25 protein-coding genes are annotated in these 25564 nt (G+C 71.2%); 10 read left to right on the top strand and 15 right to left on the bottom strand.

What is annotated here, in order from left to right; genetic code table 11:
• Nucleotides 1-9 precede the first annotated feature (9 nt).
• Nucleotides 10-2565: an ATP-binding protein gene (locus IEY79_RS01775; protein ID WP_189105429.1), complete on the top strand. Its 2556-nt coding sequence runs from the start codon at nt 10-12 to the stop codon at nt 2563-2565.
• Nucleotides 2566-2582: 17 nt separating this feature from the next.
• Here IEY79_RS01775 and IEY79_RS01770 read toward each other — a convergent pair whose 3' ends face one another.
• Nucleotides 2583-3005 (bottom strand): GNAT family N-acetyltransferase, encoded by a 423-nt coding sequence (locus IEY79_RS01770; RefSeq protein WP_189105428.1) that lies wholly within the window; start codon nt 3003-3005, stop codon nt 2583-2585.
• A gap of 61 nt (nt 3006-3066) precedes the next feature.
• On the opposite strand from IEY79_RS01770, the gene IEY79_RS01765 reads away from it, so the two are divergent.
• On the top strand, nt 3067-3669 hold the full coding sequence (locus IEY79_RS01765; protein ID WP_189105427.1) for a DinB family protein: 603 nt from the start codon (nt 3067-3069) through the stop codon (nt 3667-3669).
• Nucleotides 3670-3712: 43 nt separating this feature from the next.
• Here the strand turns inward: IEY79_RS01765 and nucS are convergent, their stop codons facing one another.
• Entirely contained in the window at nt 3713-4384 is a 672-nt protein-coding gene (gene nucS, locus IEY79_RS01760) for an endonuclease NucS (RefSeq protein WP_189105426.1), read from the bottom strand.
• A 213-nt stretch (nt 4385-4597) separates the two neighbouring features.
• Between nucS and IEY79_RS01755 the strand changes: the two genes are divergently transcribed.
• Nucleotides 4598-4990: an SCO5389 family protein gene (locus IEY79_RS01755; protein ID WP_189105425.1), complete on the top strand. Its 393-nt coding sequence runs from the start codon at nt 4598-4600 to the stop codon at nt 4988-4990.
• 78 nt (nt 4991-5068) lie between these two features.
• On the opposite strand, the gene IEY79_RS01750 is transcribed toward IEY79_RS01755, so the two are convergent.
• Complete coding sequence (locus IEY79_RS01750) at nt 5069-6094, bottom strand: LLM class flavin-dependent oxidoreductase (protein ID WP_189105424.1); 1026 nt, start codon at nt 6092-6094, stop codon at nt 5069-5071.
• Between the two features lie 210 nt (nt 6095-6304).
• Here IEY79_RS01750 and IEY79_RS01745 point away from each other — a divergent pair, with 210 nt between their 5' ends.
• The gene (locus IEY79_RS01745; RefSeq protein ID WP_189105423.1) at nt 6305-6634 is read left to right on the top strand and encodes an Rv1322 family protein; all 330 of its coding nucleotides are present in this window, start codon (nt 6305-6307) and stop codon (nt 6632-6634) included.
• A 67-nt stretch (nt 6635-6701) separates the two neighbouring features.
• Here IEY79_RS01745 and IEY79_RS01740 read toward each other — a convergent pair whose 3' ends face one another.
• The 7 genes from IEY79_RS01740 to mce form a co-directional block, all read right to left on the bottom strand.
• A complete protein-coding gene (locus IEY79_RS01740; protein WP_189105422.1) occupies nt 6702-7547 on the bottom strand; it encodes an ABC transporter permease in 846 nt (281 codons plus the stop codon).
• Nucleotides 7544-8827, bottom strand: a complete 1284-nt coding sequence (locus tag IEY79_RS01735) for an ATP-binding cassette domain-containing protein (protein WP_189105421.1) — start codon at nt 8825-8827, stop codon at nt 7544-7546. Before IEY79_RS01735 ends, IEY79_RS01740 begins: the two co-directional genes overlap by 4 nt.
• Before the next feature lie 141 nt (nt 8828-8968).
• Nucleotides 8969-9748: an ABC transporter permease gene (locus tag IEY79_RS01730; protein ID WP_189105420.1), complete on the bottom strand. Its 780-nt coding sequence runs from the start codon at nt 9746-9748 to the stop codon at nt 8969-8971.
• Nucleotides 9749-9751: 3 nt separating this feature from the next.
• Nucleotides 9752-10738: an ATP-binding cassette domain-containing protein gene (locus tag IEY79_RS01725; RefSeq protein ID WP_189105419.1), complete on the bottom strand. Its 987-nt coding sequence runs from the start codon at nt 10736-10738 to the stop codon at nt 9752-9754.
• Between the two features lie 173 nt (nt 10739-10911).
• Nucleotides 10912-11850: a coiled-coil domain-containing protein gene (locus IEY79_RS01720; RefSeq protein WP_189105418.1), complete on the bottom strand. Its 939-nt coding sequence runs from the start codon at nt 11848-11850 to the stop codon at nt 10912-10914.
• A gap of 114 nt (nt 11851-11964) precedes the next feature.
• Complete coding sequence (gene scy, locus IEY79_RS01715; protein ID WP_189105417.1) at nt 11965-15705, bottom strand: polarized growth protein Scy; 3741 nt, start codon at nt 15703-15705, stop codon at nt 11965-11967.
• Between the two features lie 160 nt (nt 15706-15865).
• Nucleotides 15866-16303, bottom strand: coding sequence for a methylmalonyl-CoA epimerase (gene mce / locus IEY79_RS01710; RefSeq protein ID WP_189105416.1), 438 nt, complete (start codon nt 16301-16303; stop codon nt 15866-15868).
• Nucleotides 16304-16444: 141 nt separating this feature from the next.
• Here mce and IEY79_RS01705 point away from each other — a divergent pair, with 141 nt between their 5' ends.
• A complete protein-coding gene (locus IEY79_RS01705) occupies nt 16445-17647 on the top strand; it encodes an acetyl-CoA C-acetyltransferase (RefSeq protein ID WP_189105415.1) in 1203 nt (400 codons plus the stop codon).
• 83 nt (nt 17648-17730) lie between these two features.
• Nucleotides 17731-18690, top strand: coding sequence for a methylmalonyl Co-A mutase-associated GTPase MeaB (gene meaB, locus IEY79_RS01700; RefSeq protein ID WP_189105414.1), 960 nt, complete (start codon nt 17731-17733; stop codon nt 18688-18690).
• A 145-nt stretch (nt 18691-18835) separates the two neighbouring features.
• Here the strand turns inward: meaB and IEY79_RS01695 are convergent, their stop codons facing one another.
• Nucleotides 18836-19681 carry a PepSY domain-containing protein gene (locus IEY79_RS01695; protein ID WP_189105413.1) on the bottom strand — a complete coding sequence of 282 codons (846 nt, stop codon included), beginning with the start codon at nt 19679-19681 and terminating at the stop codon, nt 18836-18838.
• Nucleotides 19682-19795: 114 nt separating this feature from the next.
• Here IEY79_RS01695 and IEY79_RS01690 point away from each other — a divergent pair, with 114 nt between their 5' ends.
• Together IEY79_RS01690 and IEY79_RS01685 are read left to right on the top strand one after the other, a co-directional pair.
• On the top strand, nt 19796-20458 hold the full coding sequence (locus tag IEY79_RS01690; RefSeq protein ID WP_189105412.1) for a response regulator transcription factor: 663 nt from the start codon (nt 19796-19798) through the stop codon (nt 20456-20458).
• Nucleotides 20455-22047 carry a sensor histidine kinase gene (locus tag IEY79_RS01685; protein ID WP_189105411.1) on the top strand — a complete coding sequence of 531 codons (1593 nt, stop codon included), beginning with the start codon at nt 20455-20457 and terminating at the stop codon, nt 22045-22047. The genes IEY79_RS01690 and IEY79_RS01685 overlap by 4 nt, the downstream gene beginning before the upstream one ends.
• On the opposite strand, the gene IEY79_RS01680 is transcribed toward IEY79_RS01685, so the two are convergent.
• From IEY79_RS01680 to IEY79_RS01665, 4 genes are all read right to left on the bottom strand, one after another.
• The gene (locus IEY79_RS01680) at nt 21997-22473 is read right to left on the bottom strand and encodes a MarR family winged helix-turn-helix transcriptional regulator (RefSeq protein WP_189105410.1); all 477 of its coding nucleotides are present in this window, start codon (nt 22471-22473) and stop codon (nt 21997-21999) included. The genes IEY79_RS01685 and IEY79_RS01680 overlap by 51 nt on opposite strands.
• Before the next feature lie 105 nt (nt 22474-22578).
• Nucleotides 22579-23358 carry an AIM24 family protein gene (locus tag IEY79_RS01675; protein WP_189105409.1) on the bottom strand — a complete coding sequence of 260 codons (780 nt, stop codon included), beginning with the start codon at nt 23356-23358 and terminating at the stop codon, nt 22579-22581.
• The gene (locus tag IEY79_RS01670; protein ID WP_189105408.1) at nt 23355-24005 is read right to left on the bottom strand and encodes an AIM24 family protein; all 651 of its coding nucleotides are present in this window, start codon (nt 24003-24005) and stop codon (nt 23355-23357) included. The genes IEY79_RS01675 and IEY79_RS01670 overlap by 4 nt, the downstream gene beginning before the upstream one ends.
• Complete coding sequence (locus IEY79_RS01665) at nt 24005-24643, bottom strand: AIM24 family protein (RefSeq protein ID WP_189105407.1); 639 nt, start codon at nt 24641-24643, stop codon at nt 24005-24007. The genes IEY79_RS01670 and IEY79_RS01665 overlap by 1 nt, the downstream gene beginning before the upstream one ends.
• A 186-nt stretch (nt 24644-24829) precedes the next feature.
• On the opposite strand from IEY79_RS01665, the gene IEY79_RS01660 reads away from it, so the two are divergent.
• Complete coding sequence (locus IEY79_RS01660) at nt 24830-25174, top strand: DUF3817 domain-containing protein (RefSeq protein ID WP_189105406.1); 345 nt, start codon at nt 24830-24832, stop codon at nt 25172-25174.
• Nucleotides 25171-25464, top strand: coding sequence for an MTH1187 family thiamine-binding protein (locus tag IEY79_RS01655; protein ID WP_189105405.1), 294 nt, complete (start codon nt 25171-25173; stop codon nt 25462-25464). The genes IEY79_RS01660 and IEY79_RS01655 overlap by 4 nt, the downstream gene beginning before the upstream one ends.
• Nucleotides 25465-25564 lie beyond the last annotated feature (100 nt).

Here is a 25564-nt window from a genome sequence, read left to right as displayed (position 1 = left end):
GCTTTGACGATGAACCCGACCGACCCGACCCACCCGACCCACCCGACGGACCCAGGTCCCGACGGGGCCGGTCCCACGGGCACCGGTACCGGTCGCGCGGGCACCGGGCGCGCCGAGGACGGCTCCGCCGAAGCCGCCGACCGGCCGAGCCCGTGGCTGACGCACCCGACACCCGCGCGCACCGTCGAGCTGATCTCGGGCGACTTCCTGATCACCGTCAACCCGGTCGACGGCAGCGAGATCGAGCCGTGCCCGCCGGGGTCGCAGCCGCCCGCCCCCGTCAGGCTCGACGCCGACGAGCGCGCCGAGCAGCGCCGCGCCGGGCGTCCGCCGATACCGTCCGGCCCCGGCGCCCCGCCGCTCCCGCTGCTGGAGCGTCAGGGGGAGCGCGAACAACTCGTCGCGCTGCTCGGACGCGGGCACTCCGTACGGCTCACCGGGTCGGCGGGCTCCGGCCGTACCGCACTCGTCGAGGCCGTCGCCGCCGACTGCGAGGACCTCGCGCCGGACGGCGTCGTACGGCTCTCCGGCCACCACCGCACCGTCACCGAGCTGCTGTACGAGCTGTACGCGGCGGTCTACCGGTCCGTGCTGCACCGCCCGGACCGCGCGGGCCTGTTGGGCCTGGTCCGCGGTATCGGCGCGATCGTCGTCGTCGACGACCTCGAATTCGGCGGCGAGCCGCTGGACGAACTCCTGGAGGCCGCGCCCGAATGCGCCTTCCTCCTCGCCGTCACGCCCGACGTGGACGCCCCCATCTCGCGCTCGCGCCTCGAAGAGGTCCTGCTCGGCGGGCTCGGCCGCGGCGCCTCGCTCGATCTGCTGGAGCGCGCGACGGGGCGCCCGCTGACCGACGAGGAGGCGAACTGGGCCGGGGACCTCTGGTTCGAGTCCGAGGGACTGCCGCAGCGCTTCGTCCAGGCCGCCGCGCTGCTGCGCGGACGTGACCGGCTGCGCGCCGACTCCGAGGCGTACGAGGCGGACGGGGTCTTCGTCCATGAGCTGGCCGACCCCCCGTACGGCCAAGGGCAGGACCGGGACGACCTGTTCGCGGACGACGGGCTGACCGCCGACGGGTACGACATCCCGCTGCCGACTCTCGGCGAGGGCGCCGCGCCGGCGGTGCTGCTCGCCTCCCGGCTCTCCGAGGCCGCGCGTGAGACGTTGCGGTTCGCCGTCGCGCTCGGCGGTGAGGTCCCGCACCAGGCCCATCTCCCGGCCCTGGTGGGCGACACCCACGCCGACGCCGCCATCGGCGAACTGATGGTCGCCGGTCTGCTCTCACCCGTCGGCACGCGCTACCGGCTCGCCGCCGGCGCGCTCGCCCAACTGGAGGCGCAGGGGTACGGCGACGAGGCCACGTCCCGCGCGCACGTCGCCGTCCAGCACTTCACCTGGTGGGCCGGCCATCCCTCGGTCACCCCGCGCCGGGCCTCGGCCGAGGCGGACTCGCTGCTCGCGGCGATGACACCGCTGGTGTCCAGCGGCGAGGCGGGGCACGCGAGCGCCGCCGTCCTGCTGGCCAGGGGAGCGGCGCCCGCGTTCATGGCGGGACTGCACTGGGGCGCCTGGGAGCGCGCGCTGCGGATCGGCCAGGAGGCGGCGAGGATCGCCGGAGAGGTCGCCGAAGAGGCTTATTTCCACCACGAGTTGGGGATTCTCGCGCTCTGCGTCGGAAGCCTGGACCGGGCCCGCGCCGAACTGGAGACCTCGATCGGCATGCGCGGGGCGGTGGCGGACAAGCGCGGCACGGTGTCCGGGCGCAGGGCGCTGGCCCTGGTCAGCGACCGCGAGAACGGGAACACGGCGGTCGTCCCCTACCACCGGGCCGACGACGAACTGCCGGTCTCGCCGCCGCGCGGCGTGTCGATGGTCGTGCCCGTGGCCAACCCGGCGTCGCCGGACGACCGGATGACGCTGGTGACCCGGCGCGACGACACTCCGGTCACGGCGGCGCCCACCGGAGCGTCGTCCGCCCGCCGACGCCGCCCCGTGCTGGGCGGCGCGCGGCGCAACCTGGTCGCGGCCGGGGCGGGGGCCGTACTCGCCGCCGTACTGGGCACCGTCGTGACACTCGGGGCGTCGGGCAACGACAGCTCGCCCACGGACCGGGTCCAGACGGACCATTCGACGGACGACGACGACGGCACCGCCGGATACGACAGCGGGACGCCGACGGACGAGAGCACGGAGAGGCCGGCGAAACCGGGCGGGGTCCCCGTCAACAACGGTTCGGACGCGCCGACGCCGAGCACGAGCGGCGGTTCGCAGTCCACCGGCCCGGGCAGCACCCCGTCCGACGGCCCGTCCAAGCCGGACGACGACCCGGACCCCTCCGACCCGGACCCGACGAAGACCAGCCCCTCGCCGACGAAGACGACCACGCCTCCGCCGTCGACTCCGACGTCACCCCCTCCGTCGACTCCGACGTCGCCCCCGCCGTCATCCACCCCGGAGGAGCCGCGGCCCCCGGAGCCCCCCGAGTCGGCGACGGTGGGAATCCCGGCGGAACCGACATCCGTGTCCCCGTCGGACTCCCCGGACACCACCCCGTCGGTGATCTGACAGGACCGGCCCCGGGCTCATGGGCAGAGATAGAACAGCTCGGGGTCGCCCTCGTCGAGACCGTGGAGCATGCCGACCGGGCTCCATCCGGCCCGCCGGAGCAGCCGCAGCATCGGCTGGTTGGAGACATTGGTCGAGGTGAACAGCTTCGGGGCCGTGCACGAGTCGGCCGCGTCGTCCAGCAGCCGGCGCCCAACTCCCCTGCCACGGGCCGCCGGTGCCACCGTCAGCATGGTGACGAAGCCCTGCTCGAAGAAGGTGTATTCGACGACGCTGTAGCCGAGCGGCCCGGAAGCGTCCTCGGCGACGGTCGCCACCCCTTCCCGGCACCACCGCCTGATACTCGCCCGCCGCCCCTCGTCCCCTCCGCGCGCGAGAACGTCGACCTCGGTCAACGCCTCCGCGTCCGTCTCCCTCGCGGGGCGCGTCCGGCTTCCCATACCAGGACCCTTCTCGATGGGATCTTGAGACCACGAGCGGCCCGTGGCAGGCTCAAGCCGCATGATCGATGAGTTCGCGAAGGACAACCTGTACGGGAGACTGCGGCGCGACCGCAAGGCGCTGCTCTGGAAACTCGACGGCTTGTCCGAATACGACGCCCGCCGGCCTTTGACAGCGACCGGGACCAACCTGCTCGGTCTGGTCAAACACGTGGCCACCGTCGAGGCCAGGTACTTCGGCGAGGTCTTCGACCGCCCTTCCCCGGAACCGCTGCCCCGCTGGCAGGACTCCGACGGCAGCGATCTGTGGGCGACGGAGGACGAGACCCGCGATCAGATCGTCGGGTTCTACCGGCGCACGTGGGAGCACTCCGACGCCACGATCAACGGGCTTCCCCTCGACGCCCCCGGCCAGGTGCCGTGGTGGCCGGAGCCTCATGCCGGCACGAACCTGTTCGCCGTCATGGTCCATGTCCTCGGCGAGTCCGTCCGGCACACCGGGCACGCCGATATCCTGCGCGAGGGCCTGGACGGCCGGACCGGGTTGCGCGCCGAACACGAGACGCGGATCGGCGAGGAAGCCCGAGCCGCCCACTGGGCGAAGGTCGAGCGGGCCGCCAGGTCGGCCGCACCAGTCGAGGCTCAGAGGTTGTCCGGGCGCTGATCCGTCGAAGCGTCCGGTTCCCGGTGGACTCCGACGACCACCCTCAGAACAGCCGCAGTTTGTCGTCCTCGATGCCCCGCAGCGCGTCGTAGTCCAGCACCACGCATCCGATGCCCCGGTCCGTCGCCAGCACACGGGCCTGGGGTTTGATCTCCTGGGCGGCGAACAGGCCCCGCACCGGGGAGAGATGGGGGTCGCGGTTCAACAGGTCGAGGTAGCGCGTCAGTTGTTCCACGCCGTCGATGTCGCCGCGACGTTTGATCTCGATCGCGACCGTCGCGCCGTCCGCGTCGCGGCACAGGATGTCCACCGGGCCGATGGCGGTGGGGTATTCGCGGCGGATCAGGCTGTAGCCGTCGCCGAGTGTCTCGATGCGGTCGGCGAGAAGCTCCTGGAGGTGTGCTTCCACGCCATCCTTGATCAGGCCGGGATCGACACCGAGTTCGTGTGACGAGTCATGGAGGATTTCCTCCATCGTGATGATCAGTTTCTCGCCCGCTTTGTTCACGACCGTCCATACTCCGACATCGTCGCCGGTGCCCTCTTTGAGAGTGCACGGCGGGGACATCCAGTTGAGCGGTTTGTACGCCCTGTCGTCCGCGTGGATCGACACGCTCCCGTCAGCTTTGACCAGGATCAGACGGGGAGCGATGGGCAGGTGGGCGGTGAGCCGGCCCGCGTAGTCGACGGAGCAGCGGGCGATGACGAGACGCATGGTCCGCAACGCTACTCGACTGGCGCCGTTCATCGCGATTCGCCCCCCAAGCCCCTTTCGTTTGTGGCCGGTTGTGTTCCCATTCGCCTGGTGCGGTCCGGACAGCACGCATAACGTGGATGCAGGAGGTCGCCGGTCGTGCACGCTGCGTCGTCGTCTCCCCCTTCCCTGCCCGTAAGGCCCCGCTTTGGTGGGGTCGCGAGAGGAGAACCCATGTCGCTCGACGTCTCACCGGCACTGTTGGAGCAGGCCGAGCGAGGCGAGGTCGACGAAGCCGAATTCGTCGACTGCGTCCGGACCTCCCTGCCCTTCGCGTGGGAGATGATCAGCTCCTTGGTGGCTCAGCTGAAGGTGGACGGCGGAGAGTTCGCCGACAACCAGACGCCGCCGCCGGACGAGCAGGCACGTGGTCAGCTGCTGCGCGCACTCGCCAGTGACGCCATCCGCGGTGCGCTCCAGCGCCACTTCGGGGTACGGCTGGCCTTCCAGAACTGTCACCGGGTCGCGGTGTTCCCGCTCGACTCCTCGGTCGACGAGAGGCTCGCCCGCTTCACTTCCATCCGGGGTCAGCTGCTCAACCAGTCCCCGACGCTGCGGGACTGCTGACGGCTCCGGTCTGGCGGCGGATTCCTGGGCCGACACAGGGATCCGCCGGACGACCGGCGTGAGTTCGGCCGCGCCGCCTCAGAGCCGGGGCAGCACCTCGGCCCCTATTCTCCGGACGTTCTCCTCCGTGGCCACCAGGTCCCCGGAGCCCTCGACGAGCAGTGCGAAGCGTGTGATTCCGGTTCGTTCCGCCGTGGCCGCGAGGCGGTCGGCGGCGAGCCGGGGAGGCCCCACCGGATGCAGCCCGCACAGCAGTTCCGTGTACCCGACGGGATCGCGCATGGACCTGTGCCTGCCGTCCACCGTCACATGGGCGTCGAGCCCCTGCCTCAGCCAGCCGGGCATGGCCTTCACCAGCGTCTCGGTCGCCTCCGTGGGGCTGTCCGCGATCTGCGCCACCCCCGCGGACACGTGCCCGACGCCGGCCGCCTCCTCGGGAGTGTGGCCGGCGGCGATGGCGTACGTCCGCCACAGGGCCACCATCTCGGCCTTCTCCTCGTCCCCGCAGTGCATCCCCAGCAGCATCGGCAGTCCGCGCTCGGCCGCCAGCCGCACGCTCTTCGCGGACGTGCACGCCACGACCACCTCGGGTCCGCCGGCGCCCCCGATCAACTCGTCCGTCCTTGGTACGACGGGGACTTCACGGAACCGGAAGCGCTCGCCGTCCGCCGACACCCGCGGCTCGCGCAGCCACCGCAGCAGCAGATCGAGCGACTCGGGGAAGTCCCGTTCGTACGCCTGGAGACCCGATCCGAAGACCTCCAGGTCGACCCAGGGCCCGCCCCGGCCCACGCCGAGTGAGAACCGCCCGCCGGAGAGCAGGTGCAGCAGCGCCGCCTGCTCGCCCAGGGCCACCGGATGCGTGTTCGGCAACACACTGACCGCCGTACCCACCCGTATGCGCCGGGTACGTCCGAGAAGCAGTCCGGCCAGTGTCACGGCCGACGGGCAGGTGCCGTACGGCACGAAGTGGTGCTCGGCAAGCCAGACCGAGTCCAGTCCGGACTCCTCGCCGACCTCCGCCGTGCGCACCGCCCGGTGCAGTGCTTCCCCCTGGCCCTGGCCCGGGAACTGGGCGGCCAGTACAAAAGCTCCAACTCGCATCGCCTTCTGCCTCCTTGCGGCTGACGCGGCTCCCCCCTGCTGGCATTAACGTCTGACACGTGCCATGGGCACGGGCGCCACCGAAGTTGTTGCGATTGTCCGCTAACTGCCCCGTGCGGGTGCCACCGTCTCACGCCGTGCCGCCATGGCTCCGGCGGAGCGGCCCGTACGCTGGAGGGGAACAGTGCTGTCTGCCCCGTGAGGTGTCATGTGTCCCCGCGCCGCAACCGCCCCCGAGGCGGCGAGCCCCCGACCGACCACGCCGGTGAGGCGTCGGACCGGTACGGCGGCTTTCAGCGGACCGAGTCCTGGCAGGGCGAGGAGTGGGCGGTCCGGCAGGTGGCCGGCGCGAGCGCCGCGGGAAAGCGGTACCGGTGCCCCGGCTGCGACCAGGAGATCCCCTCCAGTGTGCCGCACGTGGTGGCGTGGCCCGAGTACGGCGGCGTGGACGACCGGCGGCACTGGCACAAGGCGTGCTGGAACGCGAAGGACCGCCGCACCACGCGGGTGCAGCGGTCCCGCAACGCGCCGAAGTTCTGAGCCGGGCCGATGCCGGGCCTGACGTACGGGCCCGACGGCGGCCCCGGTGACGGCGCGGCCAACCGCCCTACACGTCGCGGCGGTTGAGCGCGAAGAAGGCGAAGCCCATCACCGCGGCCGTGGCGGCCGCCGCGATGAACACCGGGTCCCAGCCGTTCGGACCCGACCCGGTCATCGAGACGTCGTAGAGCACCGAGATCTGGCTGGGGATCGAGTATTCGAAGAGTGCCTCCTGCACGTCGACCAGTGACGACGAGAACATGAACATCGCCATCACCAGCGGCAGCAGCACCACCCCGATCATGAGGGTGATCGCGCCCGCGGAGTGCCGGATGAGCGAGCCGACGGCCAGCGACAGCAGGCCCAGCAGCGCCATGAACAGGCCCACACCGAGAGTGGCCCGCACCCACTCCTGACCGGTGGCCGCGCGGCCGTCGAGCATGGCCACCTGGATGGCGCCCACCAGGGCCGCCGTCACCGTCGTGATCGTCAGGACGAGCAGGAAGAAGACGATCGACTTCGCCGCCAGCACCCGGCCCCGGCTGGGGCAGGCGGTCAGGGTGGTGCGGATCATGCCCGTGCCGTACTCGGACGCGATCGTCAGCACGCCGAGGGTGATCACACAGATCGACCCCAGCAGCACACCGAAGAAGCCCAGCGGCAGCGCCGAGTCCGCGCCGAGAGCGGCCTCCGAAAGGGAGACACCCCAGGCCACGAGCACGCCGACGCCCACCATCAGGACGACCATGACGCCGAGTGTCCACATGGTCGAACGGACCGAACGGATCTTGGTCCACTCCGAGGCCACCGCGTCACCGAGGGTGGCCCGGCGGACCGGGATCGGCGAGACGTACGACCCGAGGGGCTGCCCGCCCTGCCAGATCGGGGCCTGCTGTTCGTACGGGGCGGTCATCGGGCGTCCTCGGTGGTCTCGGTCTTCGCGTCGGACTCGTCCGGTTTCGCGGTCCTGTCCGGCTTCTCGTCGCTCACGTGCTTGACGAGATCGGCGGCGCTCGCCGGCGCGGGTCCGGCGGTCACCGGCGCCGGTGCGGTGGCCGCGGCCTTCAGGGGAGGCACCGGCGGGGCCACTGGCGCCTGGGCGGGAGCCTGCGCGGGCGCCTGCGCGGGCGGCGGCCCGTCCGACGCGTACGGGTTCTCCCCGGGCGGCGGCGGGGCGTACCAGCCCTGCGTCGGCACCTCCGGCACGACCGGAGGCTCGTACAGCTGGCCTCCGTAGCCCGGCTGCGGCGGCGGCGCGAAACCGGCGAGCTGGTCGGCCGTCGACCGGTAGTCCACGGCGTTCTGCGTCAGCCGCATGTACGCCTCCTCCAGCGAAGCCTGGTGCGGGGAGAGTTCCCACAGCCGTACGTCCGACTCGTGCGCCAGATCGCTGATGCGCGGGAGCGGCAGCCCGGTGACCCGCAGCGCGCCGTCCCGCTCGGACAGCACCTGGCCGCCCGCCTCGCCGAGCGCGGCGACCAGCTTCTCGCGGGCCCCGGGATCGGTGTCCGCGGGGCGGACCCGGGCGAAGTCCGCCGAGTTGTGCGAGATGAAGTCCCTGACGCTCATGTCGGAGAGGAGCTGCCCGCGCCCGATCACGATCAGATGCTCGGCGGTCACGGCCATCTCGCTCATCAGGTGCGAGGAGACGAAGACCGTACGGCCCTCGGACGCGAGCTGCTTCATCAGATTGCGGACCCAGAGGATGCCCTCGGGGTCGAGACCGTTCACCGGCTCGTCGAAGAGCAGCACCTGCGGGTCGCCGAGCAGCGCGGCGGCGATGCCGAGGCGCTGGCCCATACCGAGCGAGAAGCCGCTGGAGCGGCGCCGCGCCACCTCCTGGAGGCCGACCACGCCCAGTACCTCGTCGACCCGGGCCGCCGGGATGCCGGAGAGCTGCGCGAGCGAGAGCAGATGGTTGCGCGCGCTGCGCCCGCCGTGCACGGCCTTGGCGTCCAGCAGCGCGCCGACCTGGCGGGGCGCGTTGGGAAGCTCCCGGAAGGGATGGCCGCCGACCGTCACATGGCCGGCGGTCGGCTGGTCGAGGCCGAGGATCATCCGCATCGTGGTGGACTTGCCGGAGCCGTTGGGGCCCAGGAACCCGGTGACGGTACCGGGCCTGACCTGGAAGGAAAGGTTGTACACGGCCGTCTTGGCGCCGTAGCGCTTCGTCAGGCCGACTGCCTCGATCATTCTCCAGCCCCATCGACAGTTCTGTCTGGTGGTCGGGGCAGTGGCCGCTTCGGACCGAAGGCCCCCGTAAGAGTTAGGAGGATATCCGGGCCTTGACGGTTCCGGCCAAGCCGCCGCGATCGGGGCCTGTCGCCGGAAAAGCTACGCGTCGCGCTTCTTCAGCACGAGATAGCCGCCGATCAGCGCGGCGACGACCCACAGCGCCATGATCCCCATGCCTTCCCACGGGCTGTACGGAGCCCGGTCGGAGTTCAGCGCGTCGGGAATCACCTGCATGATCTTGGCGCCCGCCTGGTCGGGGAAGTACTGGGCGACGTCCTTCGCCTTCGGTACGGAGGCGAGGATCTGCGAGACCAGGAAGAAGAACGGCATCAGGATGCCGAGCGACAGCATCGAGCTGCGCAGCATCGTCGCGACGCCCATCGAGAAGAGGGCGATCAGGCCCATGTAGAGACCGCTGCCGATGACCGCGCGCAGCACGTGCGGCTCACCGATGGTCGTCCCGTGGTCGCCCAGCGCCGCCTGGCCGAGGAAGAACGAGACGAAGCCCGTGATGAACCCGACGATCAGGGCCAGCATCCCGGCGACGAAGATCTTGCTGAAGATGAAGGTGCCCCGCTGCGGTACGGCGGCGAGCGAGGTGCGGATCATGCCCGAGCTGTACTCCGAGCCGACGACCAGGACACCGAAGACCACCATCGCCAGCTGGCCGAGGATCATCCCCGAGAAGCTCACGAAGGTCGGGTCGAAGGTGGTGCGCTCGGCCTCCGACAGATCGTCGAAGGTCGTGCTGAACAGCAGGGACAGAGCGAAGCCCATGGCCACGGTCACGAGGAACGCGATGGCGAGGGTCCAGATCGTGGAGGCGACCGTACGGATCTTGGTCCACTCGGACTGGAGGACAGCTGGTACCGATGCCATGGGTCAGGCTCCCTTGCCCTTGTCGCCGTGCTGTCCCCACTGGGGACCCGGGGCCGCGGGGCCGCCCGTCGGGGCCGTGCCGCCACCTGAATGTGCGTGGTACTCCACCGACTCGGCCGTCATCTGCATGAACGCGTCCTCCAGCGAGGCGCGTTGGGAGCTCAGCTCGTGCAGGACGACGTTGTGGCGCGCGGCCAGCTCACCGATCTCCTCGGAGCTGGAGCCGTCGATCTCCAGCGTGCCGTCGTCGGCCTCGACGACGGTGAAGCCGCCCTCGGACAGCGCGTCGAGCATCTGCTCCCGCTGCGGGGAGCGGAGCCGTACGAAGCTGCGCGAGTTCTGCTGGATGAAGTCGGCCATGGAGGTGTTCGCGAGGAGCTTTCCCTGGCCGATCACGATCAGGTGCTCGGCGGTGAGCGCCATTTCACTCATGAGATGGCTGGAGACGAAGATCGTCCGGCCTTGGCCCGCGAGGGTTTTCATCAGATTACGAATCCAGTGAATGCCCTCCGGGTCCAGACCATTCACCGGCTCGTCGAACATCAGGATCTCGGGATCACCGAGCAACGCGGCGGCGATGCCCAGCCGTTGTCCCATACCGAGGGAGAAGCCTTTCGACTTCTGCTTGGCGACGGCCGTCAGACCGACGGTGTCGAGGACCTCGTTGACCCGGCTCACCGGGATGCGGTTGCTCTGGGCGAGACAGAGGAGATTGTTGTACGCGCTGCGCCCGCCGTGCATGGCCTTCGCGTCGAGGAGAGCGCCGATGTACTTCACGGGCTCTTCGAGCTCGCGGTAGTGCTTCCCGTCGATCCGGACCGAGCCGCCGGTCGGAATGTCCAGGTCGAGCATCATCCGCATGGTGGTCGACTTACCGGCTCCGTTCGGTCCCAGAAATCCCGTCACCACTCCGGGCCTGACCTGGAAGGAGAGGTGATCGACCGCGATTTTTTTCCCGAAACGTTTCGTGAGCCCCTCGACCTCGATCATGCGGACAACCTATGGGTGCGCAAAGCCCCCCGCCACTCCACTGGCGGGGGGCTTGCACGATCGTTACTTACGGAACGGAGCCGTCTACCGGCCGTACACCGGCCGTCCACGACGACCCGGACCGCGCCGGTGACCGAACTCGGCGACCGCCCCCAGGCGGTCACCGCCACGCCCTAGCGCGACTGCTGCGCCGGGACCCCGCGCGAGATCGGCTCGTCCTCGGCCGGCGTACCCGCCGCGGCGACGGCCGCACCGGTCAGCGTGGCCAGCATCTCGCGGACGTTGGTCAGCTGGGCGTTGATCGAGTCGCGGCGGTTGGTGAGCGCCGCCAGCTCGCGCTCCGATTCGCTGCGGATCCGGTCGGCCTTGGCGTTCGCGTCGGCGACGATGTCCTCCGCCTGGCGCTGCGCGGTCTCGACCGTCTGACGCGCGCGGCGCTCCGCGTCCGTACGGAGCTTCTCCGCCTCCAGACGCAGCTGCTCGGCGCGGTGCTCGATCTCCGCCAGACGCTTCTCGGCCTTCGCCTGACGCGAGGCCAGGTCACGCTCGGACTGCTCACGCCGCTTGGCGAGGTTCGTCTCGAAGTCCGCAGCGGCCTGGGCGGCCTTGGCGCGGGTCTCCTCGAAGAGCGCGTCCGCCTCCTCGCGCTTCTGCTGCGCGTCCTTCTGCGCCTCGGAGCGCAGGGTCGAGGCCTCGCCCTTCGCCTTCTCGACGATACGGACGCCCTCGTCCTCGGCCTTCGCCTTGCGCTCGGCGGAGAACGCCTCGGCGTCGTTCCTGACCTGCTGGGCCGCCGACTCGGCGAGCTCGCGGTGCTGTTCGGCCGCGCGACGGGCCTCTTCGCGCAGGTCCTTCGCCTCCTCCTCGGCGAGGCGGAGGATCTTCTCAACGCGCGCTCCCAGGCCGGCGTACGACGGCTCCGCGTCGGTGACCTGGGCCTGAGCGTTCTGCGTTTCGAGGTGGAGCTCCTCGATTCGCTTTTCCAGTGCAGTGATCCGTGCGAGAGCGCTGTCACGGTCGGCGACGAGTTTGGTAATGCGGTCATCCACCTGACCGCGGTCGTAACCACGCCGCACGAGCTCGAAGCCGAATGGGGAGGAAGTGTCGCTCATGGGGTTCCTGTCGAATGAGACCGGTGAGGTGATAGGGGGAATCCTAGGGGCCAAAGCGGCGTGTCATCGAGCGGATGCCGGTTTGATCTGGAGAATGTCCAGCCTTTCGGGTGGCTAACTGTCCGACGGCTTGCCACCCGAACGGGTTACACCCGCTGCCGCACCCGCCTTGACGCTACTCCCGCCGGACCCGCCGCCGGACCCCGACTTGGCACTCGCGCCCGGAGTCTCGAAGGACTCCAGCGCCTCCAGTACGTCCTGGACACGCGAGATCTCGGTCTGGATGTCCTCGCGCCTGCGCACGAGGACGTCGAGTTCCCGTCTGCCCTCCTCGACCATCCGTGCGGCCTCGGCCTCGGCGTCGGCGCGGAACTTCTCGCCCTCGCGGGTCAGTTCGGCCTTCTTCTGCTCCGCTTCCTTCAGCAGCGCCTCGGCCCGCTTCACCGCCGCGATCCGGACCTTGCTGGCCTCCGAACCGGCCTCCGCCACCAGGGCCTTGGCCTTCCGCTCGGCATCCTCCTGCTGTTCGGTGGCCGCCTTGACCAGCTTGTCGACACGTTCGCCGGCGTTCTTCATCTGCTCGGCCGTCTCCCGGCGCGCCCGCTCGTGGAGTTGATCGATCTCGCCCTCGACCCGCGCCCGCAACTCCTCGGTGCGCTCCCGGATGGCGGTGGCGTCCCGGCGGGCCCCGACGAGCAGTTCGTCGGCGTCCGTACGGGCCTTCTCCACCAGGGAGTTGCCCTCGACCGTCGCGTCCGCCTTGAGCCGTGCCGCCTCCGAGCGCGCGGCGCCCACCATCGTGTCGGCCTGTGCCTCGGCCTCGGTGGCGGCGCGCAACGCCTCCTCCTGGGCCTTGTTGATGAGCTGGTCGGCCTGCTCGGCCGCGTCGGCACGACGCTTGGACGCGTTCGCCCGGGCGTCGTCGAGCAGCCGGTCCGACTCCGTGATCGCCTCGCTGACGGTCCGTTCGGCCGATGCCTCGGCGTCCGCCCTGATCTGCGCGGCCTCCGCGCGGAGCCGTTCGGCCGCCTGCTGGGCCGAGTTGACGGTCTCGGCGGCCTCGGCGCGCATCAGCTCCGACTCGCTCGTCGCCTCGCCGATGAGCCGGTCCGCCTGCTCCGCGGCGTCGCCCCGGATGCGGTTGGCGTCGTCGCGCGCCTCCTGGCGGGCGCGGGACGCGTCCTGCTCGGCGGCGGCCAGCGAGTCCGACGCCTCGGTCCGTACCCGCTGCGCGTAGTCGGCGCTCTCCGCGCGCAGCCGCTCGGCCTCGGCGACCGCCTCGCCGACGGTGCGCTCGGCGAGCACCTGGGCGGCGTTCGTCTCCTCCTGGGCGCGGGTACGCAGCCGTGCCGCGTCCTCCGAGGCACGCTCGCGCTCCGCGTACGCGTCGGCGCGGACCCGGTCGGCCTCCTCCTGCGCCTCCGACTTCGTCCGCTCCGCGGCGTGTTCGGCGGCGGAACGCAGTCCGGCGATCTCCTGCTCGGCCTGGTCGTGCAGCCCGGAGACCGCGTCCCGGACCTGCTGCGCGGTCTGTTCGGCCGCCGACACCATCTCGGTGGCGCGGAGGTCGGCCTCCTCGACCAGCCGCGCGGCCTCGGTCTGTGCCTCGTCGACCCGCTTACGGGCGGAGGCCAGCAGCTCCTCGCTCTGTTCGCGGGCCCGCTCGCGCTCCTGGTCCGCCTCCGTACGGGCGGCGCTCAGCAGCTCCTCGGCCTCGCGGCGGCGGCGCGTCGCCTCCTCCTGGGCGGCGTCGAGCGCCTCGGCCGCCTCGGTGCCCACGCGCTCGGCCGCGGCGGCGGCCTCGGCGCGCAGCCGGTCCGCGCTGTCCTGGGCCTCGGACTTGATCCGCTCGGCCTCCTGGGTGGCCTCGTCCCGCAGCCGTACGGCGGTCGACTCGCCCTCCGCGCGGGAGCGCCCGGCGTCCTCCGCGGCCTCGTCCCGCAGCCGCTCGGCCTCCCTCTCGGCCTGGGCCTGGAGCGTACGCAGCCGCTCGGCGGACTCCGCGCGCAGCCGCTCCGTCTCCTCGGCGGCCTCGCGGCGGATCCGCTCGCTCTCGGCACGGGCGTCGGTCAGGGCCGACTCGGCGCCGCTCAGGCGCTGTTCGGCCTCGGTGTGCAGCCGGGTCAGCTCGTCGGAGGCCTCGGACTTGCGGGCCTCGACACCGCGCTCGGTCTCCTCGCGCAGCTCGACCGCGGCCCGCTCGGCGGCGGTCTTGACCGCCTCGGCCTGCTCCTCGCCCTCCGCGCGCAGCCGGTCCGCCTCGGCCCGGGTGCGCTCCAGGGTCTCCTCGGCCTGCTTGCGCAGCGTCGTGGCGCGCTCGATGGCTTCCGTACGGACCCGCTCGCTGTCCGTGGACGCGGTGGCGCGCATCTCGTCGGCGTCGGCGCGGGCCTTGGTCAGCAGCTCCTCGGCGGTGCTGGCCGCCTCCTCGATCTGCTGGACGGCCTCGCGGCGCGCCTCGCTCCGGATGCGCTCGCCCTCGGCGACGGCCTCCGAGCGCAGCGTCTCGGCCTCGCCGCGCAGCCGGCGCGCCTCCTCCTGGAGCTCGACCGTCTTGGCTCGGTACTCCTTGGTGTCGTCCTTGGCCGCGCCCTTGAGCTGGTCGGCCTGCTCGGCGGCCTCGCCGCGCAGCCGGTCCGCCTCGGCCTCGGCCTCGCGGCGGATCCGGTCGGCCTCCTCGCTCGCCGCGCGGGTGGTGGCCCTGGCGTCGTCGGAGGCCTTGGTGAGGACCTCCTCGGCGGTACGGGCCGCCTTGGCGAGCTGGGCCGCGGAGTCCTCGGAGGCCGCCGTACGGGCCTTCTCGGCGGCCTCGGCGACCATCTTCTCGGCCTCGGCGCGGGCGTCGGCGAGCGCCTGCTCGGCCTCCGCCTTCAGCGCCTCGGACTCCTTCGTCGCCTCGCCGACGAGCCGGGCGATCTCGGACTTGGCGGTACGGGTGCGCTGCTCGTACTGGGTCTCGGCGCCGGCCAGCCGCTTGACCGCGGTCTCCTTGGCCTCGGCGACCATCTTCTCGGCCTCGGCGCGCGCCTCGCGCAGCCGCTCGTCCGCCTCCTGTATGCGCGCTTCGGCGGACCGGCTCAGCTCGCCGGCCTGCTGGCGCGCCTGGTCGGACTCGGCCGTCGTCGCCGAACGGAGCTGCTCCGCGTGGCTGGTGGCCTCCTGCGCCTGCGTGGACGCGGCGTTGAGCAGCCGCTCGGCGTCCTTGCGGGCCCGCTGCAGAATCGCTTCCGCCTCGGCACGGGCGGTCTCGGCCTCGGAGCCGAGCCTGCGGCGGGCCTCCTCGGTGACCCGGGTGGCCTCGGCGCGGGCGGCGGCCAGGGACTTCTCTGCCTCGGCGCGTGACTCGTCCAGCAGCCTGCGGGCCTGTGTCTCCGTACGGGCGCGCAACTGCTCGGCCCAGGCGACGTTCTCGTTGACGTGCGACTCGACGGTCTGGCGGCGTTCGGCCAGCTCCTGGTCGAGCCGCTGGCGGCGCTGCACGGCCTCGGCGTGCAGTTCGGCCTGGAGCCTGGCCTGGTGCTCGGCGTGCTCCTGGAGGATGCGCTGCGTCTGGGCGCGGGCGTCGCGCAGTTCGCGTTCGGCGTCGGTGCGCAGCTGGTCGGCCTGGATCTGCGCGTTGCGGAGCATCTGCTCGGCCTGATAGCCGATGTCGGCGTTGTCGTAGGAGGGCCGGGACGCCAGGTTGCGGCGCGCCTCGTGCAGTTTCGCGCGCAGTACTTCGACCTGGTAACCGAGGTCCTCGGCGTGCTGGACGGCCTTCTCCCGCGCGGTCTTCAGCCGATCCATCTCGGCTTCGAACCGCGAAAGGTGGTCGTCGTCAGCTCGGTGGCTCTCCTGGCGTTCGTAGCCCCGCACTGCGCGGTCCCATCCGTCCCCTGGTCGCAACTCTGCAATCGGTACCGCCCGACGGGCGAACGGCCCCCCGGGGAATGGTGACAGATCATCGGCCGAGGCGCCGCCCCGACCCGGCCCCGGCCCGGAGCGGCCCACTCTACCGGGCCGGGAATCGTTCGGGTCAGTGCTCTTGGGGCTTCGCGGCCGAGGTGACCAGTTCGGTCAGGACGCCGTGACAGTCCTTGGGGTGCAGAAACGTGATGCGGGAGCCCATCGATCCGTTGCGCGGCTCCTCGTACAGAACCCGCACACCCTTCTCCCGGATGGCTTCCGAGTCACCGTCGACATCCGCGGTGCCGAAGGCGATGTGGTGGACGCCCTCGCCGTTCTTGGCCAGCCATTTGCCCACGGCCGAGTCCTCGCGGACCGGTTCGAGCAGCTGGAGGTACGAGGCGCCGCCGTCGGACGTCTCGTTGATCTTGAGCATGGCCTCCCGTACGCCCTGCTCCTCGTTGATCTCGGTGTGGAACACCTCGAAGCCGTAGGTGGCCCGGTAGAACTCGACGGTCGCGTCGAGGTCGTGGCAGGCGATTCCGATGTGGTCGATACGCGTCAGCATGCGCACAGTGCAGCGCCAACCGAGCGGTTACGCAACGTGCGCGCTGTCACACTCTCGGCCGGGTGACCCGGGACCTGTGCGCTCAGTACATTTGGTGAACCCTCGTTAACCCTCAATCGTCAGGCAAAGGGGTCGCATCTCATGCCGGATCCGAACACCACCACTTCCGTCGTCGTCGCCGGCGCGCGTACGCCCATGGGCAGGCTGCTGGGGTCGCTGAAGTCCTTCTCCGGCGCCGATCTCGGCGCCTTCGCCATCAAGGCCGCGCTGGAGCGGGCCGGCGTCACCGGCGAGCAGGTGCAGTACGTGATCATGGGACAGGTGCTCCAGGCCGGGGCGGGGCAGATCCCGGCGCGGCAGGCGGCGGTCAAGGCGGGCATCCCCATGAGCGTCCCCGCGCTCACGATCAACAAGGTCTGCCTCTCCGGCCTCGACGCGATCGCCCTGGCGGACCAGTTGATCCGCGCGGGCGAGTTCGACATCGTGGTCGCGGGCGGGCAGGAGTCCATGACCAACGCCCCGCATCTGCTGCCGAAGTCCCGCGAGGGCTACAAGTACGGCGCGATCGAGATGCTGGACGCGATGGCCCACGACGGGCTGACCGACCCGTTCGAGTCCATCGCGATGGGCGCCTCCACGGAGAAGCACAACACCCGGCTCGCCATCGCCAGGGCCGAGCAGGACGAGGTCGCCGCGGCCTCCCACCAGCGGGCCGCCGCCGCGCAGAAGAACGGTGTCTTCGAGGCCGAGATCACCCCCGTCGAGATCCCGCAGCGCAAGGGCGACCCGGTCGTCTTCGACCGGGACGAGGGCATCCGCCCGGACACGACCGCCGAGTCCCTGGCCAAGCTGCGGCCCGCGTTCTCCAAGGACGGCACGATCACGGCCGGTTCCTCCTCGCAGATCTCCGACGGCGCGGCCGCCGTCGTGGTCATGAGCAAGGCCAAGGCGGTCGAGCTGGGCCTGGAGTGGATCGCGGAGATCGGCGCGCACGGGAACGTGGCGGGACCGGACAACTCGCTCCAGTCGCAGCCCGCGAACGCGATCAGGCACGCCCTGAAGAAGGAGGGCATCGCCGTCGAGGACCTGGACCTCATCGAGATGAACGAGGCCTTCGCCGCGGTCGCCGTCCAGTCGACCAAGGAGCTGGGTGTGTCCCCCGAAAGGGTGAACGTGAACGGCGGAGCCATCGCGCTCGGCCACCCGATCGGTATGTCCGGCGCCCGGCTGGTGCTGCACCTGGCGCTCGAACTGAAGCGGCGCGGCGGCGGCGTGGGCGCGGCGGCGCTGTGCGGCGGCGGAGGCCAGGGTGACGCGCTGATCGTGCGCGTGCCGAAGGCGTAGGCGTAGGCGCGGGCGTACGCGCGGGCGCTCCGGCGCCGGCAGGCACGGAACCCCTCAGCGAGCAGGAACGGAGCGCGGTACGGATGACGGTGGACGTCCCCCAGCTGGTGGCCCAGGCGCGGGAGGGCCGGCCCAGGGCGGTGGCCCGGCTGATCTCACTGGTCGAAGGGGCGTCGCCGCAACTGCGCGAGGTGATGGCGGCGCTGGCCCCGCTCGCCGGGGGTGCCTACGTCGTGGGCCTCACCGGGTCGCCCGGTGTCGGCAAGTCGACATCGACCTCCGCGCTGGTGGCCGCGTACCGGAAGGCGGGCAAGCGCGTCGCCGTCCTGGCCGTCGACCCGTCGTCCCCCTTCTCCGGGGGAGCGCTGCTGGGGGACCGGGTCCGGATGTCCGACCACGCGTCGGACCCCGGCGTCTACATCCGCTCGATGGCGACCCGCGGCCATCTCGGCGGGCTCGCCTGGTCGGCGCCGCAGGCGATCCGGGTGCTCGACGCGGCCGGCTGCGACGTGATCCTGGTGGAGACCGTGGGGGTCGGGCAGTCCGAGGTGGAGATCGCCTCGCAGGCCGACACCTCGGTGGTGCTGCTCGCGCCCGGTATGGGCGACGGCATCCAGGCGGCCAAGGCCGGAATCCTGGAGATCGGTGACATCTACGTCGTCAACAAGGCGGACCGGGACGGCGCCGACGCGACTGTCCGCGAGCTGAACCACATGCTCGGCCTCGGTGAGGCCCGCGCGCCGGGCGACTGGCGTCCGCCCATCGTGAAGACCGTCGCCGCGCGGGGCGAGGGCATCGACGAGGTCGTCGAGGCGCTGGACAAGCACCGCACCTGGCTGGAGAAGAACGACGTCCTGACCGAACGGCGGGCGCGGCGCGCGGCCCGCGAGGTGGAGACCATCGCCGTCACGGCGCTCCGCGAACGCATCGGCGACCTGCGCGGCGACCGGCGCCTGGGGGCGCTGGCACGGCGGATCGTCGCGGGCGAAGTGGACCCGTACGCGGCGGCGGACGAACTGGTGGCGGGGCTGACGGGCGGCTGACGGGACAGCCCCCAGCGAACCGCGCGCCGAACGCGGAAGGGCCGGTGACGGAGGAGGGGGTTGTCCTCTGCCACCGGCCTGCTTCGGCCGCCCCGCCGTGCGAAGGCGTCAGACGTGCGAGACGTCAGGTGCGCCGCGTGAGACGTCAGTCGTCGTCGCCGTCATCGCCGTCGTCGTCACCACCGCGGTCGTCGTCGTGGCCGTCGTCGTCCCGGCCGTCGTCGTCACCCCGGTCGTCGTCCTTGTCGTCCGCGCGGTCGTCCCGGCGGTCGTCGTCCCTGTCGTCCCGGTCGTCGCCCCGGCCAGCCGCCACGGCGCCTGAGGACATGTCGACCGTCACCGCGTGCGTACGGCCGTCGTCACCGCGCACCGTCACCTCCCAGTGGCCGGCCCCGCGGTCGTCGTCGTCCGCGTCGACCGCTGTGACGGCGCCGGGGTGCTTGTTGAGGGCGGCCGCAGCCGCTCCCGAGGCGTCCACCTTCGCGCCGTTCACCGCGGCGCGCTCGTGGCGGTCGTCGTCGCTGTCGTCATCGTCGTCGTTGTCCGCGCGGACCGAGCCGGTCGCGGCGTCGACCCGCAGGTCGTACCACTTGCCGTCCTGGCCGATGATGTCGACCTCCCAGTGCCGGCCACGGGACGAGCCGTCGTCGTCATCGTCGTCGTCCAGGTCGACGGACTCCACCTTGCCCGGGTGCTGCTTCAGCGCCGCCGCGGCGGCCTGCTGCGCGGTGAGCCTCGACTTCGTGGCCGAGGTGTCGTCCTTGCCGCTGCCGCCGTCGTTCCCGCGGTCGTCGTTCCCGCGGACGTCGTTCCCGCCGTCGTCCCGGTTGTCGTCACCGCTGCCCGCGCCGTTCACCAGTGACGCCGAGGAGACCGACTCCGGCACGGGGCCGCCGCCGGAGCCGGTGACGCCCCCGGCGACCGCGGTGTACGTACCGCCGCCGATCAGGGCCGCGCCGGCGATGCCGGCGATGACAAGATTGCGCTTCATGAGGGTTCCTCCCCGTCGGGCTGTTTCGCTTGACCTCAATCTGGCTGAGGGAAGCTGAAGGCAGCCTGAAGCCACCTGAAGGCTTCTTCAGGTTCGGTTTGGGAGGCTGTGCGCATGCGCCTGTTGATTGTCGAGGACGAGAAGCGGCTCGCGGTGTCGCTGGCCAAGGGCCTGCGGGCCGAGGGCTTCGCCGTGGACGTCGTGCACGACGGTTTGGAAGGGCTGCATCTGGCCGGTGAGGGCACGTACGACCTGATAGTGCTCGACATCATGCTGCCCGGTATGAACGGCTACCGCGTCTGCGCGGGCCTGCGCGCCGCCGGCAACGACGTACCGATCCTGATGCTGACGGCCAAGGACGGCGAGTACGACGAGGCCGAGGGCCTGGACACCGGAGCCGACGACTATCTGACGAAGCCGTTCTCGTACGTCGTGCTCGTCGCCCGGGTCAAGGCCCTGCTGCGCCGCAGGGGTTCGGCCGGTGCCTCGCCGGTGCTGCGTATCGGCACCCTCACCGTGGACACCGCGACCCGCCGCGTCCACCGGGCGGACACCGAAGTCGCCCTGACCGCAAAGGAGTTCGCGGTCCTCGAACAGCTCGCGGTGCGGGCGGGGCAGATCGTGGGCAAGCCCGAGATCCTGGAGCACGTCTGGGACTTCGCGTACGACGGCGATCCCAACATCATCGAGGTCTACATCAGCGCGCTGCGCCGCAAGCTGGGCGCCACGACGATCCAGACGGTGCGCGGCGCCGGCTACCGGCTGGTGGCCGTATGAGGCGCCCGTTCTCCTCCGTACGGTCCCGGGCCGCGCTCGCCGCGACCGCCGTGGTGGCGGTGGCGCTGGTGGCCGCCGCGTTCGCCCTGCTGTTCGCGCTGCGCTCCAACCTGACCGGCCAGGCGGCGGGGGAGGCCGACCAGTCCTCGAACGAGGTCGCCCAGCAGATCGCGAACCGGGAGCCCCTCGGCGCCCTGGACATACCCGAGAGCAAGGACCACCCGACCCAGGTGCTCGACGCGAAGGGCCGGCTGGTCGTCGCGAGCGAGGACATGGAGAAGATCACCGGTACGGGGGTGTCCGCCGTGAGCCCCGCGTCGGCCCCGCCCACGACGGATCCCGCCCCCGCGTCCAGTCCCGCGCCGACGCCGACCGGCGACGACGACGATGACGACGACAGCGGCGGTGACGACGACAGCGGGGACGACCACGACGACGACAACGCGGTCCCCGAGACCCCGGCCGACGGAACGGTCTCCCTGCCTCTGGAGCCCCGCACCGGGACCGTGACCGTCGACGGCGAGTCCGTGGACTACCTGTTCTCCGAGCGCCGGGTCACCGACCTCGCGGGCGGCCCCTACACCGTCCTCTCGGGCGCCTCGCTCGGCCCGCAGCAGAGCGCCGTCCGCGCGGTCACGATCGCGATGACCGTCGGCGTGCCCGCCCTGCTGGTCGTCGTCGGCGGAGTGACCTGGCTGGTCACACGGCGCGCGCTGAGGCCCGTGGAGGGCATCCGGCGCGAGATGGCCGCGATCACCGCCTCCGAGGACCTGACGAGGCGGGTGCCGGAGCCGGGGACCCACGACGAGGTCGCCAAGCTGGCCCGTACGACCAACGAGACGCTCACCGCGCTCGAAGCCTCCGTCGACCGTCAGCGGCGCTTCGTCGCGGACGCCTCGCACGAGTTGCGCAGCCCGATCGCCTCGCTCCGTACCCAGCTCGAAGTGGGTCAGGCGCACCCGGAGTTGCTGGATGTGCCGGGCGCGGTGGCCGACACCGTACGGCTCCAGCAACTCGCCGCCGACCTGCTGCTGCTCGCCCGTCTGGACGCGGGGGAGCACGCCGGGAGTACGCGGCTGGATCTGGCCGCGCTGGTGCGTGAGGAGGTCTCGCAGCGCTCGACCGACCGGATCCCGGTGACGCCGGACGTCCGGGGCAGCGCCGAAGTGGCGGGCTCGCGCGGGCAGTTGGCGCGAGTGCTGGGCAATCTGCTGGACAACGCGCAGCGCCACGCGGTGGGTGAGGTGTCGGCGGCGGTGCGCCGGGACGGCGGCCAGGTGGTGCTCGCGGTCTCCGACGACGGGTCCGGGGTGCCGGAGGCGGAGCGGGAGCGGATCTTCGAGCGGTTCGTACGGCTCGACGACGCCCGCAGCAGGGACGACGGCGGCGCGGGGCTCGGCCTCGCGATCGCCCGCGACGTGGCGCACCGGCACGGCGGCACGCTGGACGTCGGACGCGCCGAGGCCGGCGGCGCCCGGTTCGAGCTGCGCCTGCCCGCCGCGGGGCGGGAACCGGCCCGGCCGGTGCCCGCCCCCGCGTCAGCTCTTGCCGCGCCGCCCGCGCAGATGCTCGGCGACCGGCGCGAGTGACGTGCTCAGCGCTTCGAGCGCCTCGGGCGGCAGCAGGTCGATGAAGTGCGCCCGTACGGAGGCGACATGGTGCGGGGCGACCTCCTGCATCGTCTCCATGCCCTTGTCGGTGAGCACGGCGAAGAGGCCGCGGCGGTCGGACTCGCAGTTCTCACGGCGCACCAGGCCCGCGGTCTCCAGCCGGGTGATCTGGTGCGAGAGACGGCTCTTGGACTGGAGGGTGGCGGCGGCGAGGTCGCTCATCCGCAGCCGCCTGTCCTCGGCCTCGGAGAGGTTGACCAGGATCTCGTAGTCGTTGTTCGTCAGTCCGAATGGTTGGAGGTCCTTCTCCAGCTGGTGCATCAGCAGTCTGCTGACATCCAGATGGGTGCGCCAGGTGCACTGCTCCGCGTCACTCAGCCAGCGGGTGGCCGTCTCGGTCTCCATATATGAATTCTACCTAAGATGTTGAAAATTGGACGAAGTCGACGACTGTGACCCCGGGCACAGGAAAGGCGCACACGTTCGAGGTCACACTCCGCAGACTACCGCTCACAGCCCGAAGCGTCGCTGGAGGTCGCCCAGCTGTCCCGGCATGCGCGGTACGCCCCCGGGCTGTCCGGCGGGCTGTCCACCGCCGCCGCCCGGTACCCCCGGCTCGTTCGGCACCACACCGCGCGCCGTCTCGGCCATCAGGGCTTCGCTCGACTGGAGGAGCACCGTACCCGCCCCGACGAACTCGAACTGGTGCTCCTCGCCCGACGACCCGCCGAGCCCGCTCATCGCGCGCAGTCCGCCCATCACCCCGGTCATATAGGCGTGGTCGTAGTGGTGGCACGGCGAGGGGCAGTCGGCCCAGCCCACCAGTGCCTGTGGATCCACCCGGATCGGCGGCTCCATGAAGACCACCGGACCGTTCGAGGCGGCCACGAACTTCCCCGTACCGATGAGGGTCAGGAAGCCCGGCACGATCGACTGCTTGAGCGCCAGCGACGGCTCGTACGCCAGGAGATTCCCGGACCGCACGGTCAGATTGCCGTTCTCCAGGTCGAAGGAGTTGACGTCGAAGGCCCGGTCGGCCAGCAGCATCTTGCCGCTGCCCTCCGCCACCACCCAGTCGCTCGCGTGCAGCGGCGAGTGGAAGCTGCTGCGCACCAGCCGGTCGAGCCGGCCGTGCCCGATCCCGTTGAAGTCGATCCGCCCGTAGTAGGCGATCATCTTGCCCTTCTGGAGGAACCACTGGCTCCCTTTGAGTTCCACACAGAAGGTGTACGGGTTGACGTTGTCGTCGCTCGGCAGCGTCGTCGGGTCATGGATCACGACCGTACTCACAGCTTCTCCTCCGACGCCTGGACGTACACCGCACCGTTGCCGCTCAGCTCCAGCTGGAAGGCCTCGCCCGAGCCCCGGCCCACCATGTCGCGCCAGCCGACGGCGGTCGAGAGTTTGTTGCGGACGTCGCCGTGGTGGGCGACGTAGGCCTGCGGGTCGACATGGACCGTACGGCCCTGGCCGATCGGGAGCTCGATGATCCCGCCGTGCGCCATCACGGCGACCGAGCCATGGCCCTTGAGTGTCGTGGTGAACAGGCCCTGGCCCGTCACCTGGCCGCGCACCATGCCCATGACGCCTCCCTGCGAGCCCATGAACATCGTGCCCTGCTCCAGCGTCCCGTCGAAGGCGAGCAGCCGGTCGGCCTCCACGTACAGGGTGTCGCCGGTCAGTCCGATCACCTGGATGTGATGGCCGCCGTGGCCGAACATCACCGTGCCGCTGCCTTCGACCGTCATCAGCGGGGTGGCCTCGCCCGCCACGCGCCGGCCGATCATCGACATCAGACCGCCCTGGCCGCCCGCCATGTTGGGCGTGAAGGTGACATCGCCCCGGTAGGCGAGCATCGCGCCCCGCTGGCTGAACATCTTCTGGCCGGGCGCCACCGTCGCCTCGACCATCTTCGAGTTGATCTCCCGGAACGGCATCAGACATCGCCCCCGACGGTGTTGCGCTCGCTCGGCTGTACGTAGACGAGGCCGTCGCCCTCGAAGCGCATCTGGAAGGCCTCGCCGCCGCCCTCGCCCATGATGGTCCGGAAGTTCACACCGGACTGGAGATTCTGCTGGAGGTTGCCCTGGTGCGCCACGTAAGCGCCCGGGTCGACCGAGAGCGGGTACTGGGGTGTCACGCGCAGCACCACGGCCGCGCCGTCCGACATGATCGCCGCCATGCCCGTGCCCTCGACGGTCGTCGTGAAGAGACCGTTGCCGCTCGCGCCGCCGCGCAGGCCCGTGAAGCTGGTGCCGGTGCGCAGTCCGCCGTCCGTGCACAGGAGGTTGCTCGCCTCCACGTACAGCTTGTCGCCGTGCAGCGAGACGAGACTGATCTCGCTCGCGCGGTCCGCGAAGAAGCAGGTGCCCTCGCCCTTCACCTCCATCATGACCATCTGTTCGCCGGTGAGGCGCCGGGTCACCATGCCCCGTATGCCCTCACCGCCACCGGACAACTTCTTGAACGCCATCCGGCCGTCGTAGGCGACCATCGAGCCGTTCTTCGCCCGCACGGAGTCGCCTGCCATGTCGACGGCGAGCACCTTGCTGCCTTGGAGTCGGAACTGAGCCACGGGTCGACGGTATCCGGGCCCGGATAAAAAGCGGGCAAAGCCCGGTGTCACAATGGGACGTCGCTTGTGCGCGCGTTCACAAGATGATCACGCGCGCGGGCGACCCGCGGTGATCCCGCGCGCGGCGATCACGGTGATCACCCGGCGACGACCGCGCCGCCCCCCGACGACAAAGGTGCCTGCCCCGTGGACATCAAGACCGCCTCATCCCTCCACCGTCTCCGCCTGGTATCGGCGCCGGAGGCCGTGTCCTTCCTGCTGCTGCTCGTCTGCTCCGTGCTCAAGCGCACGACGGACTTCGACGCCGTCTTCCCGATGGGCCTGATCCACGGACTGCTCTTCGTCCTCTACGTGATCTTCTGGCTGGACGCCTGGAAGCGCGTCCGCTGGCCGCTCGGGACCGCCGCCCTCTACTTCGTCCTGTCGGTCCTGCCGACCGGCGGCTTCTTCGCGGAGCGCAAGCTCAAGCGTGAGGCCGAGGACGAGGTCATCGCCTCCCGCGCCCGCCGCGAGGGTACGGTCAGCGCATGATCGCCGCCTTTTCCATCACGCCGCTCGGTGTGGGCGAGGATGTCGCCGAGTACGTCGCGGACGCCGTCCGCGTCGTACGCGAGTCCGGACTGCCGAACCACACCGACGCCATGTTCACCTCCGTCGAGGGCGAGTGGGACGAGGTGATGGACGTGGTCAAGCGGGCGGTCGCCGCCGTCGAGGCGCGGGCCCCGCGTGTGTCCCTCGTCCTGAAGGCCGACGTACGGCCCGGGGTCACCGACGCCCTCAACTCGAAGGTCGAGTCCCTGGAGCGGCACCTCGCCGGCTGACGGCGCCCGCCGGCCGCGCTTCTCACCTCACGTCACCCCATCGGGTCAAGCACCACCGGATCCGGCGGTCAGGGGCACGCCCCCGGCCGCCGGATCCGTC

This window comes from Streptomyces camponoticapitis (assembly GCF_014646115.1).
GTDB lineage: Bacteria > Actinomycetota > Actinomycetes > Streptomycetales > Streptomycetaceae > Streptomyces > Streptomyces camponoticapitis.
Note: the sequence above shows the minus strand (reverse complement) of the source record. Positions and strands in the feature narration are given on the sequence as shown.

Coding starts and splice junctions, on each gene's coding strand:
- IEY79_RS01765 (WP_189105427.1), top strand. CDS start 3,067: ATGATCGATGAGTTCGCGAAGGACAACCTGTACGGGAGACTGCGGCGC.
- IEY79_RS01705 (WP_189105415.1), top strand. CDS start 16,445: ATGCCGGATCCGAACACCACCACTTCCGTCGTCGTCGCCGGCGCGCGT.
- IEY79_RS01755 (WP_189105425.1), top strand. CDS start 4,598: ATGTCGCTCGACGTCTCACCGGCACTGTTGGAGCAGGCCGAGCGAGGC.
- IEY79_RS01725 (WP_189105419.1), bottom strand. CDS start 10,738: ATGATCGAGGTCGAGGGGCTCACGAAACGTTTCGGGAAAAAAATCGCG.
- IEY79_RS01685 (WP_189105411.1), top strand. CDS start 20,455: ATGAGGCGCCCGTTCTCCTCCGTACGGTCCCGGGCCGCGCTCGCCGCG.
- IEY79_RS01740 (WP_189105422.1), bottom strand. CDS start 7,547: ATGACCGCCCCGTACGAACAGCAGGCCCCGATCTGGCAGGGCGGGCAG.
- IEY79_RS01695 (WP_189105413.1), bottom strand. CDS start 19,681: ATGAAGCGCAATCTTGTCATCGCCGGCATCGCCGGCGCGGCCCTGATC.
- IEY79_RS01720 (WP_189105418.1), bottom strand. CDS start 11,850: ATGAGCGACACTTCCTCCCCATTCGGCTTCGAGCTCGTGCGGCGTGGT.
- nucS (WP_189105426.1), bottom strand. CDS start 4,384: ATGCGTCTCGTCATCGCCCGCTGCTCCGTCGACTACGCGGGCCGGCTC.
- IEY79_RS01770 (WP_189105428.1), bottom strand. CDS start 3,005: ATGGGAAGCCGGACGCGCCCCGCGAGGGAGACGGACGCGGAGGCGTTG.
- IEY79_RS01670 (WP_189105408.1), bottom strand. CDS start 24,005: ATGCCGTTCCGGGAGATCAACTCGAAGATGGTCGAGGCGACGGTGGCG.
- IEY79_RS01680 (WP_189105410.1), bottom strand. CDS start 22,473: ATGGAGACCGAGACGGCCACCCGCTGGCTGAGTGACGCGGAGCAGTGC.
- IEY79_RS01750 (WP_189105424.1), bottom strand. CDS start 6,094: ATGCGAGTTGGAGCTTTTGTACTGGCCGCCCAGTTCCCGGGCCAGGGC.
- IEY79_RS01690 (WP_189105412.1), top strand. CDS start 19,796: ATGCGCCTGTTGATTGTCGAGGACGAGAAGCGGCTCGCGGTGTCGCTG.
- IEY79_RS01735 (WP_189105421.1), bottom strand. CDS start 8,827: ATGATCGAGGCAGTCGGCCTGACGAAGCGCTACGGCGCCAAGACGGCC.
- mce (WP_189105416.1), bottom strand. CDS start 16,303: ATGCTGACGCGTATCGACCACATCGGAATCGCCTGCCACGACCTCGAC.
- meaB (WP_189105414.1), top strand. CDS start 17,731: ATGACGGTGGACGTCCCCCAGCTGGTGGCCCAGGCGCGGGAGGGCCGG.
- IEY79_RS01655 (WP_189105405.1), top strand. CDS start 25,171: ATGATCGCCGCCTTTTCCATCACGCCGCTCGGTGTGGGCGAGGATGTC.
- IEY79_RS01730 (WP_189105420.1), bottom strand. CDS start 9,748: ATGGCATCGGTACCAGCTGTCCTCCAGTCCGAGTGGACCAAGATCCGT.
- IEY79_RS01775 (WP_189105429.1), top strand. CDS start 10: ATGAACCCGACCGACCCGACCCACCCGACCCACCCGACGGACCCAGGT.